Source organism: Streptococcus danieliae (genome assembly GCF_013415245.1).
Lineage (GTDB): Bacteria > Bacillota > Bacilli > Lactobacillales > Streptococcaceae > Streptococcus > Streptococcus danieliae_A.
The window spans coordinates 1-14,463 of the sequence record NZ_JACBXX010000095.1 but is presented as its reverse complement, the minus strand read 5'-3'; the positions used below and the strand labels follow the sequence as shown (position 1 = coordinate 14,463).

At 45.2% G+C, this 14,463-nt stretch carries 10 protein-coding genes and 1 pseudogene; 7 read left to right on the top strand and 4 right to left on the bottom strand.

What is annotated here, in order from left to right:
- On the bottom strand, positions 1-173 hold a 173-nt coding region (locus tag HZY94_RS03760; protein ID WP_179924846.1), incomplete at its 3' end, for a helix-turn-helix domain-containing protein.
- 363 nt (positions 174-536) lie between these two features.
- Between HZY94_RS03760 and HZY94_RS03755 the strand changes: the two are divergent.
- Positions 537-1,493: pseudogene (locus tag HZY94_RS03755) on the top strand (IS5 family transposase).
- Between the two features lie 469 nt (positions 1,494-1,962).
- Here HZY94_RS03755 and HZY94_RS10350 read toward each other — a convergent pair.
- Both HZY94_RS10350 and HZY94_RS03745 read right to left on the bottom strand, forming a co-directional pair.
- Entirely contained in the window at positions 1,963-2,664 is a 702-nt protein-coding gene (locus tag HZY94_RS10350; RefSeq protein WP_194179459.1) for a LysM peptidoglycan-binding domain-containing protein, read from the bottom strand.
- A 216-nt stretch (positions 2,665-2,880) separates the two neighbouring features.
- Entirely contained in the window at positions 2,881-4,518 is a 1,638-nt protein-coding gene (locus tag HZY94_RS03745) for a LysM peptidoglycan-binding domain-containing protein (protein WP_179925069.1), read from the bottom strand.
- 220 nt (positions 4,519-4,738) lie between these two features.
- Here HZY94_RS03745 and polA point away from each other — a divergent pair, with 220 nt between their 5' ends.
- The 3 genes from polA to HZY94_RS03730 all read left to right on the top strand — a co-directional run bounded on the left by polA (position 4,739) and on the right by HZY94_RS03730 (position 8,692).
- The gene (polA, locus tag HZY94_RS03740; protein ID WP_179925068.1) at positions 4,739-7,381 is read left to right on the top strand and encodes a DNA polymerase I; all 2,643 of its coding nucleotides are present in this window, start codon (positions 4,739-4,741) and stop codon (positions 7,379-7,381) included.
- Positions 7,382-7,911: 530 nt separating this feature from the next.
- Positions 7,912-8,259, top strand: a complete 348-nt coding sequence (locus tag HZY94_RS03735) for a DUF2200 family protein (protein ID WP_179925067.1) — start codon at positions 7,912-7,914, stop codon at positions 8,257-8,259.
- A 1-nt stretch (position 8,260) separates the two neighbouring features.
- Positions 8,261-8,692 carry a CoA-binding protein gene (locus tag HZY94_RS03730; protein WP_179925066.1) on the top strand — a complete coding sequence of 144 codons (432 nt, stop codon included), beginning with the start codon at positions 8,261-8,263 and terminating at the stop codon, positions 8,690-8,692.
- A gap of 83 nt (positions 8,693-8,775) precedes the next feature.
- Here the strand turns inward: HZY94_RS03730 and HZY94_RS03725 are convergent, their stop codons facing one another.
- Positions 8,776-9,285 (bottom strand): Dps family protein, encoded by a 510-nt coding sequence (locus HZY94_RS03725; protein WP_179923139.1) that lies wholly within the window; start codon positions 9,283-9,285, stop codon positions 8,776-8,778.
- 170 nt (positions 9,286-9,455) lie between these two features.
- On the opposite strand from HZY94_RS03725, the gene tgt reads away from it, so the two are divergent.
- The 3 genes from tgt to HZY94_RS03710 all read left to right on the top strand — a co-directional run bounded on the left by tgt (position 9,456) and on the right by HZY94_RS03710 (position 14,242).
- Positions 9,456-10,598: a tRNA guanosine(34) transglycosylase Tgt gene (gene tgt / locus HZY94_RS03720; RefSeq protein ID WP_160332100.1), complete on the top strand. Its 1,143-nt coding sequence runs from the start codon at positions 9,456-9,458 to the stop codon at positions 10,596-10,598.
- A gap of 205 nt (positions 10,599-10,803) precedes the next feature.
- Positions 10,804-12,624 (top strand): acyltransferase family protein, encoded by a 1,821-nt coding sequence (locus HZY94_RS03715; protein ID WP_179925065.1) that lies wholly within the window; start codon positions 10,804-10,806, stop codon positions 12,622-12,624.
- A 328-nt stretch (positions 12,625-12,952) separates the two neighbouring features.
- Complete coding sequence (locus tag HZY94_RS03710; RefSeq protein WP_160332098.1) at positions 12,953-14,242, top strand: uracil-xanthine permease family protein; 1,290 nt, start codon at positions 12,953-12,955, stop codon at positions 14,240-14,242.
- Positions 14,243-14,463: the final 221 nt, after the last annotated feature.

Here is a 14,463-nt window from a genome sequence, read left to right as displayed (position 1 = left end):
CTCACTTGTTGTAAGACTTGCCCTCGCTTGATTTCGTTATTGATTGTTTGAGGAGCTCTTCCAAGTAGGCGAGCAATTTCTCGATTGGATTTTCCTTCTTTGTTCCATCGTTCAATGTAGCGACGATCATTAATTGTCAAATGTTTTCCTTTTGTTGTATAATTGTTTTGCATCTCTGTGCCCTTCCTTTTGTTTGTGGTGAACAACAAGTATAGCACGGAGGTGTTTTCTTATACCTTACAAAAGGATTTCATTTGACAACAGGGACTTTTGAAGCTGTTTTGAGGGCTAAACCAAGGCTATCATTAGCCTTGGCCAATTAGCCTAACAGCTCCAAACCTATTATCAAATGAAATCAGACAACTCATCAGAATGAGTTGTAGTACTTATCTAGCAGATAGGATGGGTGGCTAACTTCATTTTAAAATTTTTGAACTGCTGATGGTTCCACTACAGTAGGAATACCTGCTTTTCTTTATTTTCACTCCCCAAGTTTTGTGAGATAATAGAGCTATAAAACATAACGAGGTATCACCATGCTTTTATTCTCTGACGATGAACGACTCTTAGAAAAATTATCACAAAAAGGCAATCCACTAGCTCGCTTAGACTCTGTTATGAACTGGGAAAAATTTCGTCCAGTTTTAAATCGTATTTTCGGAAATACTAATAAAAAACCTGCTAATGGAGGTCGGCCTCCCTATGACTACCTCATGATGTTTAAAATCCTCTTGCTTGCACGTCTGTCTTTTCGCCGTTTTGTTGGTTGCGATGATCAGAAAATTCCAGATGCTAAAACTATTTGGCTATACCGAGAACGTCTAATCAAATCTGGAAAAGAACAAGAGCTCTTTGATTGTTTCTATCTAACTTTGGCAGAAGAAGGTCTACTAGCTCATAAGGGATAGATTGTTGATGCCACTTTTGTGGAAGCACCTAAACAAAGAAATTCTCGAGAAGAAAATAAACAAATCAAAGAAGGGAAGGAGCCAGAGGACTGGAATTCAGCTAAACGTTCTCAAAAGGATACCGATGCACGTTGGACTAAAAAGGGAGGGCAAGATTACTTTGGTTATAAAAATCATGTTTGTGTCGACTCCAAATCAAAGCTAATCAAAAATTTCGAAGTGACAGCAGCTAATGTGCACGATTCTAATGTATTGGCTGAACTTTGTGATGCTCACGAACCTGTTTTTGATGATAGTGCTTATGTTGGTAAAGCTGTACCAGAAGGATGTAAGCACTATACTGCTCGTCGTTCCTATCGTAACACCCCGCTTACTGAAACCGACAAGAAGTTTAACCGGAGATTATCTCGTATTCGTTGCCGAGTAGAGCATGTCTTTGGCTTTATTGAAAACACTATGAAAGGCAGTACATTTCGGGGTATTGGATTTAAGCGTGCCAAGACGAATGTCACACTCACAAATCTGATGTACAATATTTGTCGTTTTGAACAGATCAAACGACTGAATTTGAATACATGGGCTTAGTGCGCCCAAAAATCAGAATTCTCCCGATAATCGGGATAGAAAAGTAGGAAATACAGGGACTTTTGCTGGAAATTGGAGGGCAAGAGTCCCTTCTTTTTTTATATAACGGAATACTTCTAGTTTTAGAGGTGCCCTTAAGAGTTTGTTGGTTTGTAGTCAAAGAAAATCAAAATCTAGGAAATGACGTCGAAGATAGAATTAAGATTCATCTAGGCGAATTTATAATAGATAGTTTTGATTTTCAAATAGTAGAGTTCCTGCAAAACAGTGACAGAACCTGAGATTTATCGGAGTCATCACTTGAAAAAGACTGAGTTACAAAATGTTTCAGTGTGGTTATGCGATCTCTTCTGCTGAGAAATGGGATCTAATACATTAGTTCCGCAGGAAATCTAGTAATACTTTTAGGGCAAAATAGAGAGTGAAGGTACGATAAGACGGTTGAACAAAGCAATAAAATTAAATTCCATTAGTCAGCTATGCGATTCAGGTATTTATCATAAGTTCCTTTTCGAGCTTTTTTATCTAGCAACTTTTCTTTGGTATCAGCACCTTTCCAGTATCCTCCTTTATGACTAGCATGATCTGGAGAGATAAATTTAGGACCTTTCCCTTTTATACGCTTATAAATTGGCATACCATCTTTACCTCTTTCATTTTCTTTTTTGTATCCTAATTCTTTAGCAAGTTTTGTAGCTTCTGGGGATGGTACATAGCCAATAATCACCCTTTGCCCCGGATGGATTGCGAAATTGGAGATGTTATTCCATTCCACCAGTTCATCCATGGTGATGCCATATTTTTGAGCGATGAGCCAAACGGATTCACCAGCTTGGACGGTATGAGTTGTATGTCCAGAAAACGGAGCTTCTGTTGGTTGTTTGAGAATGAGGACTTCGCCGGGATGGATGGTAAAGTTTGAAATATTGTTCCATTTGACTAGGTCATCCATGGAGATACCATGGTTATGGGCAATTTTCCAGACAGAATCGCCTGCTTTGACCGTGTAGGATTTATCTGCCGTAATTGTGGATGCAGTTGTCGGTTTTTGGGTGACGAGTTGTTGCCCAGGATGGATGGTTTGATTGTGAATCTGATTCCAGTCCAGGAGTTCCTGCATTGTGATCTTGTGGTCGTTGGCAATTTTCCAGATGGAATCTCCAGCTTTCACTGTATAGAGTGTGCCAAGCTGGGGTAGTGGTTGTTTGGTGATGACAGCTGGTGTTGGATTGAGGGGCGGTTGTGTGGTGATGAGTGCATCCCCTGGGTGAATGGTAAAGTTTGAAACTTTATTCCATCTGACTAAATCATCAATTGTGACCCCGTGTTCCTTAGCAATTCTCCAAAGAGAGTCCCCTGCTTTGACAATATATCGAGCTTTTTGGGCCTAAGATTTTGGTTTGACATAGACTTTTTGTCCAGGATGGATGGTATCATGCTGGATGTTATTCCAAGCTCTAAAATCAGCCATGGCGATGCCGTATTTGTGAGAAATGGACCAGACAGATTCATTTGGAAGGACTTGGTGTTGGAGTCCGTTATTGATGAGGGTGTCTGGTTTGACCACAACCTTTTGTCCGGGATGGATCAGTCCGTTGGTCAGTCCATTCCAAATAACCAGATCATTCATGCCGATTTTGTATTTTTGGGAAATCGACCAAACAGATTCGTTGGGGAGGACGGTGTGTTTGACCCCCGTTAAATGATAAACTGGAAGTTTGGAAACACCTGTATAATAAAAGACATTAGCAGCAATCTGTCCGTAGGCGCGTGTAGGGGCAGCATAGTTGCCAACAGCTTGTGGAGCATAGGAATAGCTAGGGCTATAGCCATAGGAAGAAGTTGGCTGATAGGTGTAATGCTGAATAGCATACTGGCCAGGTGCTGTATAGGTATAGCTCTGAGCTTGACTGATGGCTTGGATTCTGGCCTGTTGGTTGGTATAACTTTTGGCCATAGCAGCATACTGAGTTCGCTGTCTTTGAGCGGCCTGAGCCTGGACTTGCTGATAGCTATAATTGATTGCCTGAGACCCCAAGTAGGCGAGACCTTTGGCTACTAGGACTGACCCTAAGGCTTTTGCCCCAGCAATAATATAAGGTGCAGCTTTTATAAGGAGTGGAATGGCTGCTGCAGGAGCAATTCGAAACTGTCTTGTGGGAGTTGTCGGTTGTGCTTTTTGGGCTGAAAGCTCCAGGATGGTCTGGGTAAAGGTGTCGGGATTGCTACTGGCTGCTTGCAGTTGTTTAAATTCGTCTTCCGTACTTTCTAAGATTAAGTGATCGAGAAGATTTTCAAAATCTCGCTGGGCTTGGGCAGTTTGGTAGAAAGTTTTGAGTGTTGTTTCAAATGCGACTAGATTAGAAGCTTGTTCGAGCTCGGCTACTTGTTGCTCGGTTAGTGTTTTCTTGAATTCTTCTAGTTCTTTGAGGCTGTATTCTTCATGAATTTGCCGCACAAGAATGTCTTCAAAAATCTTCCGTTTACTGTCTAAGTCAGGACTTGCTTGGAGTAATTGGTGTTCCTCTGGTGTCAGATTGGTTAGGTACTGCTGGACTTTTTCTTCGAATTTCGGATCTATATCATCAGAATCATTATTTGACACTCTACGGAAAGGACGGTTGGGAACTAGATTTTCGCTTGTGGAAAGTTTTGTATCTGTATCCCTATCAGCAGTCTTCTCTATGTCCTTATCAGGATTTGTTCCTATTGCAGTCTCCGTAACGAATTCAACTTCATTTGATTGGGGAACTGTTTGAATGTCCAAGCTAGTTGTTGTATTGTTTTCGACCCTTTTCGGTGCTTCTTGGGGTAAGCTCGGCGGAACTGTGTAAGGATTGGCTTCTGGGATCTGGAAATTGACAGCATCATCTAGCGGTGTTTCGGAAATTTCCACTTGGAGCTCCGTCTCAGCTGAGTTGACTTTCTCATCGGCGCTGACTTTTCCTTCATGAAAATCAGGATTGGCGAGCACTAACAGGATATTGGAGAGTAGCAATGTACGATAAAGATGTTTTTTTCTCATAAGAACCTCCCTATGAAGACCAAGAGACAATAACGTTTCACAAAAACGAAAACGCTATCAAAATGTTATATATTTATTCTAACAAAGATGGAATGGAGAATCAAATAATAACATAAAAATTATTTGCTTAGATAGATTAGGTGTTGCGTCATTAATCTAGGATTCCTTTTCCAACCTGCTCCAAGCCTTGCTTCTTTGAGGTCTATGCTATAATTGTGTTATGGAAAATAAGAAAAAATTACTATTAATTGATGGGTCCTCTGTGGCTTTTCGGGCTTTTTTTGCCCTCTATCAGCAACTGGATCGCTTTAAGGCGCCGTCTGGTTTGCATACCAATGCGATTTATGGGTTCCAGTTGATGTTGACCCACCTGTTGGAGCGGGTTCAGCCTAGTCATATCTTGGTTGCTTTTGATGCGGGTAAGACGACCTTCCGGACGGAGATGTTTGCGGACTATAAGGGGGGGCGGGCCAAGACGCCGGATGAGTTCCGGGAGCAGTTCCCCTTTATTCGGCAGCTTTTGGAGGTTCAAGGGATTCGCCATTATGAATTGGAAAATTATGAGGCGGATGATATTATCGGAACCTTGGATAAACTAGCCGAGGCTCAAGAGTTTGATGTAACCATTGTTTCGGGTGACAAGGACTTGATTCAATTGACTGATGCCAATACGGTTGTTGAAATTTCGAAAAAAGGGGTAGCGGAATTTGAAGCCTACACCCCGGCTTATCTGATGGAGAAAATGGGGATTACTCCTGCCCAGTTCATTGATTTAAAGGCCTTGATGGGGGATAAATCTGATAATATCCCTGGCGTGACCAAGATTGGGGAGAAGACCGGTTTGAAACTCTTGGCAGAATACGGGTCCTTGGAAGGCATTTATGAAAATCTGGATGGGATGAAGCAGTCCAAAATGAAGGAAAATCTGATCAATGATCGGGACCAGGCCTTCTTGTCCAAGACCTTGGCGACCATCAACACCCAGTCCCCAATTGCGATTGGTTTGGAAGATTTAGCCTACCAGGGGCCGGATGTCCCAGCCCTAGGTCAATTCTATGAGGATATGGGCTTTTTGCAATTGAAGCAGCAGTTGGATCAGGCGGCTGCCGGTGCGACACCGGTGGAGCATGCGGCTTATCAGGTGGTTACAGAGCCGACAGCGGGAATGTTTGGTCCAGAAACCTTCCTGCATTTGGAGTTGTTGGGAGAGAATTACCATACCGAACCTTTGCGGGGTGTGGTCTGGGGGACAAAAGACCAGATTTATGTGGGTCAGTCTCCGGCTGTTTTGGAGAGTCCGGTTTTCCAAGCCTTTTTGGAGCAGATGCCTTTGTATGTCTATGATTTTAAGAAGGTTCAGGTCTTGCTAGCACCTTATGGTTTGGACTTGCCTGTACCGGCTTTCGATAGTCGTTTGGCCAAGTATCTTTTGTCTACAGTTGAAGACAACCAGATTTCAACGATTGCCCGTTTGTATGGAAGTCGGTCTTTGGCTGAGGATGAGGTGATCTATGGCAAGGGTGTCAAACGGGCAGTTCCGGAGGAAGAGGTCTTTTTCCAACACCTGGCTGATAAGCTAGCCGTTTTGGTGGAAACACAGGAGTCCCTCCAAAGCCAATTGGTGGAGCAGGAGCAATGGCCGCTCTTGGTTGACATGGAGCAGCCCCTAGCCAAGGTTTTATCTAAAATGGAATTGGCGGGGATTCAGGTTCAACGTGAAACATTGGTGGACATGCAGGCTGAGAATCAGGCGGTTATTGAGGGCTTGACGCAGGAGATCTACGACTTGGCGGGCGAGGAGTTTAATATCAATTCGCCGAAGCAGCTGGGGATCATCTTGTTTGAGAAAATGGGCTTGCCTTTGGAATACACCAAGAAAACCAAGACGGGCTACTCAACTGCCGTGGATGTCTTGGAGCGTTTGGCTCCGATTGCGCCGATCGTGGCTAAGATTCTCGACTATCGGCAAATTACCAAGTTGCAGTCTACCTATGTCATGGGCTTGCAGGAGGCCATCGCAGAGGATGGCAAGATCCATACCCGCTATGTTCAGGATTTGACGCAGACGGGTCGGCTTTCAAGTACGGATCCCAACCTGCAAAATATCCCGATCCGCTTGGAGCAGGGCCGTTTGATTCGGAAGGCCTTCGTTCCATCCTTTGAGGATGCAGTGTTGATGAGTTCGGACTATTCGCAGATTGAATTGCGGGTGCTGGCCCATATTTCTCAGGATGAGCACTTGATTCAGGCCTTTAAAGATGGACTGGATATCCATAGTTCGACAGCCATGCGGGTCTTTGGCCGGGCCTCCGCAGCAGAGGTGACTGATCTGGATCGCCGCAATGCCAAGGCGGTTAACTTTGGGGTGGTTTATGGCATCTCTGATTTTGGTTTAGCCAATAATCTAGGCATCACCCGAGCCGAAGCCAAGGACTATATCGAGACCTACTTTGAGCGTTATCCAGGCATTAAGAATTATATGGATCGGATTGTCCGTGAGGCGCGTGACCAAGGCTATGTGGAAACCATCTTCCACCGCCGTCGCGCTTTGCCAGATATCCATGCTCGGAATTTTCAAGTCCGTTCCTTTGCGGAACGAACCGCCATCAACTCCCCAATCCAGGGATCAGCCGCTGACATCCTCAAAATCGCCATGATCAACCTGGACCGAGCCTTGGAAGAAGGCAACTACACCAGCCGCATGCTCCTCCAAGTACACGACGAAATCGTTCTCGAAGTCCCCAACTCAGAAGTAGAAGCCATCACCACCCTCCTCAAAGAAGTCATGGAAAACGCCATCCAACTCGCCGTCCCCCTCGTCGCCGACGGCAACAAAGGAAAAACCTGGTATGAAGCGAAGTGATGAGGCTGGGACAAAAGTCTAGCCTTATTGACTTTGGTTAATAAAATGCCTTTGACGCAGTAGCTGATTGGCCTCTTCGTTCGCTTTTCAAGCTCGGAAGAGGACCTAATCAGCCTTGCGGGGGTGGGACTACGAACTAAATTTTTTCAAATTTAGTTCTGTCCCACTCCCATCACGAGCTTTGTATTAAGGGCACCTCTAAAAACTAAATTTCTGAAAATCTAAATGTTGATTTATCAAGGTTTGAGTGATTCAATTTGAAGAAAAACTGGGGTTTTAGAGGTTCCCTTAAATTAGGGGGTGGAAAAGGTCTCCCAGACCTTTTCCACCCGAGCCTACAAATAAGGGAGCGAGGCTAGTCCAGTGGATTCCAACAGTCTGGGGAGAGACTGTTGGAACCTGGCCTAGAAACGTGAGAGCGAAGATAGTCAGGGGAGTGAGCATCGAATAGATGATGGAATAGGTTCTCTTCGGGTATTAGGTTTTTGGGATAGAAGAGATTTGCAGTTTAGAAACAAAGGAGGTCAGTGATGCCGCGAAAAACCATTGATCAGATGAGCTGGATGGGGATTTATCAAGCTTATCTGAATAAAGTAGAGCGCAAAGCGAGAACGCAAGATGAGTTGGATCAGGTGTTAACTTGGCTAACCGGTTATAGTCCTGAGCAAGTCCAGCAGGGACCTGAAACTCGAACCGTAGCTGATTTTTACAACCAATGTCCTGCCTGGAATCCAGCGGCAACTGGTGTTACGGGGACCATTTGTGGGGTTAAGATTCAAGAATTAACGGATCCTTTGATGAAACAAATTCGCATTACCGATAAGCTGGTGGACGAGCTGGCTAAAGGCCGTCCCCTAGAGAAAATACGGAGGTCTTAAGATGCTTGTAAGAGATTCTGCCGGGCTCAAAAAAATTCTGGAGGAAAGTAAGACAATCGCAGTTGTTGGACTTTCTCCGCGAGAAGAGGCGACTAGCCATCGGGTGGCCCGTTACCTGCAAGACCAGGGATACCGCATTGTGCCAGTCAACCCACGGGCTGTGGATCAGAAGATTCTGGGGGAACAGGTTTATCCAAGTTTGGAAAGCCTCCCCTTTCCGGTTGATATTGTGGATGTATTTCGTCGCAGTGAATTTTTGCCGGCTGTTGCTGCAGACTTTTTACAAGCTGAAGCTAAGGTTTTTTGGGCTCAACAGGGCTTATTTAGTCAAGAAGCCTTGGATCTGCTGACCCAGGCTGGGATCCAGGAAATCGTGATGGACCGCTGTATTAAAGTAGATCACCAGTTACTGGTGGATCCTCACGCTCTCTGAGTAGAGGTTGTGAGTTGCCTATTCTAAAATATGTAAAAAGACTCTCGGATTAAATTCGAGAGTCTTTTGAAATTAAATGAGTGTTAGGCTTCTTTGTTGGCGAGTTGTGGAGCGAGGCCAAGTTCAGCAGAGAGCATCCAGATAGTTTTTTCGAAGTCACCTTTGGCATCTGCGTAGAGACCGTTGGTCACATCGTCTCCTTCTTCGTCAGTAACATCTAGTCCTGCTTGGAAAAGTTCAGTTAGGTAGCTGAAGATGTCGATGACACGTGCAAGACTGTCTTCAACAGATTTGAATTGACCTGGAAGTTCTTCGATTTTAGAGTGTTGTAGAAATTCAGTTAGGGTTGAGTAAGGTTGGCCACCGAGAGTGATGAGGCGCTCACTCATTTCATCCAAGGTACCATCGATAGCGTCCATGTATTTGTCCATTTTTGGATGCCAAACCATGAAACCAGCTCCACGCATATACCAGTGGAGTTGGTGGAGAGCGATGCGAGCAGTGTAGAGGTCAGCGACGGTTTGGTTTAGGACAGAAATAGTGTTGTTCATAAGAAGTTCTCCTTTTTGTTTTTCTAAATAAATTATAATCATTCTAAATAACGGAGTCAAGCAATTATCAGTGTCTGAAAAAAGTTGCACGATTCTAATTTTCAGACAATTTAAGTGAAGCTGGATACAAGGAAATCGATTGTGACAAGGGAGGGGCTTTTTGCTACAATAGGGGTCAGAACTAGGACTGTTTTTCCTAGGAAGGAGAAAAAATGAAAGATTCACCGATTCAGTATCGTCTGATTAAAAAAGAGAAACATACTGGAGCCCGGTTAGGGGAAATTATCACCCCTCACGGGACCTTCCCAACCCCCATGTTTATGCCAGTAGGAACCTTGGCTACCGTTAAGACCATGTCGCCAGAGGAGTTAAAAGAGATGGGTTCAGGAATTATCCTATCCAACACCTATCACTTATGGCTCCGTCCGGGAGATGAGTTGATCGCCAGAGCTGGTGGCCTGCACAAGTTTATGAATTGGGACCAACCCATTCTGACAGATTCAGGTGGTTTCCAAGTCTATTCCCTGGCAGATTCACGGAATATCACAGAGGAAGGGGTCACCTTCAAGAACCATTTGAATGGAGCTAAGATGTTCCTATCACCGGAAAAGGCGATTTCGATCCAGAACAATTTGGGCTCAGACATCATGATGAGTTTTGATGAATGTCCCCAGTTCTACCAGCCTTACGACTATGTTAAGAAATCGATTGAGCGGACCAGTCGTTGGGCAGAGCGGGGGCTTAAGGCCCATCAAAACCCAGATCGCCAAGGTTTGTTTGGAATTGTCCAGGGGGCTGGCTTTGAGGATCTGCGCCGTCAGTCTGCAGCCGATTTGGTGGCGATGGACTTCCCGGGCTATTCCGTGGGCGGCCTAGCGGTTGGTGAGACCCATGAGGAGATGAATGCGGTGCTGGACTTCACAACTCCCCTTTTACCAGAAAATAAACCTCGTTATCTAATGGGAGTTGGCGCACCGGATAGTTTGATTGATGGGGTTATTCGTGGAATCGATATGTTTGATTGTGTACTGCCAACGCGGATTGCACGGAACGGGACCTGTATGACCAGCCAGGGTCGTTTGGTGGTCAAGAATGCCCAGTATGCGGAAGACTTTGGTCCACTGGATCCGAACTGTGGTTGCTACACCTGTCAGAATTATAGTCGGGCTTATCTCCGGCACCTGCTCAAGGCGGATGAGACCTTCGGAATGCGCTTGACTAGCTACCACAATCTCTACTTCTTGATTGATTTGATGCGAAAGGTTCGCCAGGCAATTCTGGATGACAATCTCTTGGAATTCCGCCATGATTTTGTGGAGCAGTATGGTTATAACCGTTCTAGTCGGAATTTTTAATTGTAAAAAAAACCAGGTTCCGAGTAGCCTGGTTTTTGCTCTATTTGGAATGTATCTGTATTTACGATATAATGGTAAAAAAGGAAATGTTTAGTTATACTTATTTACTTTCAAAATCTGACTTTAGTTAAACCTTCGTCGGTTTTCCTCGTCATTTTTTGTCTTATTCGAGTAGTATGATTTTAAAGATATATTAGGAGTTATTATGCGGATACGCTGGTTTTCATGCGTGCGGGTCTTAGGCTTGTTGTGGGTTTTACTATACCATTTTTACCCTAAGTATTTCCCAGGTGGTTTTGTTGGAGTGGATGTCTTTTTCACCTTCTCAGGCTTTCTGATTACCGCTTTGATGATTGATGAAGTAGACCGAACAGGTCAGGTGGATATGCAGGCCTTTCTGCGGCGGCGTTTGTATCGGATTGTGCCGCCAGTTGTGCTGATGCTCTTGATCAGTCTACCATTGACCTGGTTGGTTCGTCTAGAATATGTAGCAGATCTCCCAACGCAAGTCGCAGGAGTTTTGGGTTACGTGACCAACCTCTATGAGATGCTGACGGGTGGGAACTACGAGGATCAGTTTATCCCCCATCTCTTTGTCCACAATTGGAGTTTGGCGGTGGAGGTTCATTTCTACTTGCTTTGGTCCTTCCTTTTGTACCGTCTGGCCAAGCGATCGCGGAACACATCGCAGTTCCGAGGTAGCGTCATCACCTTGTCCTTGCCGCTTCTTGTAGTGTCTTATGGGACTATGGTCTTGGGGCTCTTGTTGGGAGCCAGTCCATCTATGCTTTATTTTGCCAGTCTCAGTCACCTCTTTCCTTTCTTTTTTGGAAGTTTATTAGCGGCTATGACCGGTGTCTCCTCGCTATCTCTGTCCTTTGAAAAGCGTTTGGAACATTCCAACTGGCCGGGAATTATCCTGGGAAGCTTGCTAGGTGTGGTCATTCTGACTGGTTTGTTGATCGGCTTGCGCTTTGACCAGAATATCACCTATCTTGGGGGGCTAGCCTTGGCGGCTCTGGCGGCAACGGTTCTGATTCGCAGTCTGCGCCTGCTCCACAATCAGTTGCCAGATGTGGCAGAACCTGCTTGGTTGACTTTTTTGGCAGATACTTCCTATGGGGTCTATCTTTTCCACTGGCCGCTCTACAGTATCTTTAAGGATCAATTGGTACACTGGCAAGCGGTTTTCCTCACAGTCCTTCTTTCTTACACCTTTGCCGCTTTTTCTTTTTACATTGTGGAACCGATTCTGGCAGGACGGCAGCACTTCAATAAGTCGGCCCGAATGATTATGGGCTTGGTCTTGGTTGGTTTGGTGACCGCCGGTGGGGTTCGCCTCTATCAGGCACCGGTGATGACCAATTTTGCGCGGGACATGGCGGCCAACAATATGGCCCAATCGGCCCAGGGCTTAGAACGGCTATATTATCAGGTGAACCCGACAGCGCGTTTGGACAAGCAGGAAGCTGAACCGGAAATTGAGAGTCTTTCAGTTCCTGGTGGTCTCTCACTCATTGGGGACTCTGTTGCCTTGCGGGCCAATACACAACTCAATCAGGTCTTCCCGGATGGAAATATTGATGCCGCCGGTAGCCGGAACCTGACTCAGGCGCGTGCGATTATGAATGCTCAGGCCCAAGCCGGCATCCTAGGTAAAACGGTTGTTCTAGGGATTGGGGTTAATATCGTGAGCAATTATAAAGAAGAATTGGACGGCATTATTAAGGATCTCCCTAAAGGCCACCGCCTAGTCCTCGTAACCCCTTATGACGGAAATTCCGATCAGTACGTCGAGGCAACCGCAGAAGAAACCTGGAAGTATGAACTGAAATTAGCTCGCAAACATTCCTTTATTACCCTGGCAGATTGGCACAAGGTCTCCCTCAACCGTCCGGAAATGTGGGAGGATAGTGATAATATCCATTTTGGTGGTACCGGTGAAGCCATCCAGGCAGGGGCCAAGATTTACGCCGAAACCGTTCGCCAAGCTGTTGAAGCAGCTCAAGCCAAGCCAGCTAAGTAAAGTGCTCTTGCTATAACCGAGTTTCTTTGAAACTCGACGGAGCAGGGAACTTGTATAAATCCACTAGATGTGGTAGAATTAATATTCGAAATAAAGACTTTTAAGGTAGGACAGAGAGCCTACTAAGGACTTTTCGAATCAAAGAATCATAGAGTAGTGCAGAGCTCAGACTCTGTCCTGTTTTGTGAGGAAATTTTTATCGAATATCTATCCACAGAGTCTCATTTCATGATGAGGCTTTTTTTTGAAAAAAAGCTAAGTCAAATAAAACGCGCCGTCCTGTTTTGATTCAAGATGCCGTCAGAATAGGAACAAAAAGGGGGATAAAATGGCAGAAAAACGTTTGTTATTTGATATTCATGAAAAGCCAGACACTGCAAAAGGGTTGCTCCTGAGTGTGCAACACGTTTTTGCGATGTTTGGAGCGACGATCCTAGTTCCGATTTTACTAGGGATGTCGATTTCGACTGCATTGCTGGCTTCGGGGATTGGGACTCTGATCTATATGATCTCTACCAAGTTTAGTGTTCCGGTCTATCTAGGTTCTTCATTTGCCTATATTTCAGCCATGGCTTTTGCCAAGGAACAAATGGGTGGAGATATTAGTGCTGGACAAACCGGGATTATGATGGTTGGTCTGGTTTATGTAGTGGTTTCTTTAATTGTTGCAAAGGTTGGGACAGCCTGGATTGACCGTCTCTTGCCACCGATTGTAATTGGGCCGATGATTATGGTGATCGGTTTGGGACTGGCCAACACAGCTGTAACCTCAGCTGGCTTTGTGGCCGATGGTGATTGGAAAAACATGTTGGTGGCGGCTGTGAGCTTTATGATTGCGGTGACCATCCAAACACGGGGAAAAGGCTTTGTGCGGGTGATTCCGTTTCTGATTGCTATTGTCGGAGGTTATGTAGTAGCTATTTTCTTGGGGATGGTTGACTTTACCCCAGTTCAAGAAGCGGCTTGGTTGTCCTTGCCGGATCTGAGCCTGCCATTTGCAACAGGAGTCGCAGGTTTGAAAGAGTACAAGCTTTACTTTGGTCCGGAAGCCTTTGCCATTCTACCCATTGCGATTGTAACCATTGCAGAACATATCGGAGACCATATGGTTTTAGGGGAGATTTGTGGCCGTAATTTCTTGAAAAAACCAGGTCTCAATCGGACCCTGATTGGAGATGGGGTGGCTACAGCGGTTTCAGCCTTTATTGGTGGTCCTGCCAATACCACTTATGGAGAGAATACCGGGGTTGTTGGTTTGACCCGAATTGCTAGTATTTCGGTGATCCGGAATGCGGCCTTGATTGCCATTGGTTTGAGTTTCTTCTCTAAGTTTACAGCCTTGATTTCGACTATTCCAAGTGCGGTTTTGGGAGGGATGTCAATCCTGCTTTATGGAGTTATTGCCAGCAACGGTTTGAAGGTTCTGATTCGAGCTCGGGTCAACTTTATGGAGTCCCGCAACCTTGTAATCGCTAGTGCCATGTTGGTCTTGGGCCTCGGTGGCGGTGTCTTGAAGTTGGGTTCTGACCTGGTTATTTCAGGGACAGCCTTGGCGGCCTTGGTCGGTGTCTTTTTGAACCTGGTTTTGCCAGCAGCAGCTGAGGATTCGGCTGAATAACTAGAGCTTTTTGTAAGAGGAGAGGCTGGGACAGAAGTCTAGCCTCTCTCTTTATGATTAGCAAAATACCTTTGACGCAGTAGTTGATTGGGTCGAGTTTGGGACAAAAGTCTCTCTGACTAAAGCAAAAAAGCAACGGTTTAAGAGCCGTTGCTTTTTTGCTTTATGGAGATAGTCTTGATACAATATAATTACGACAAAATACTGAGAAAGGCTATCCC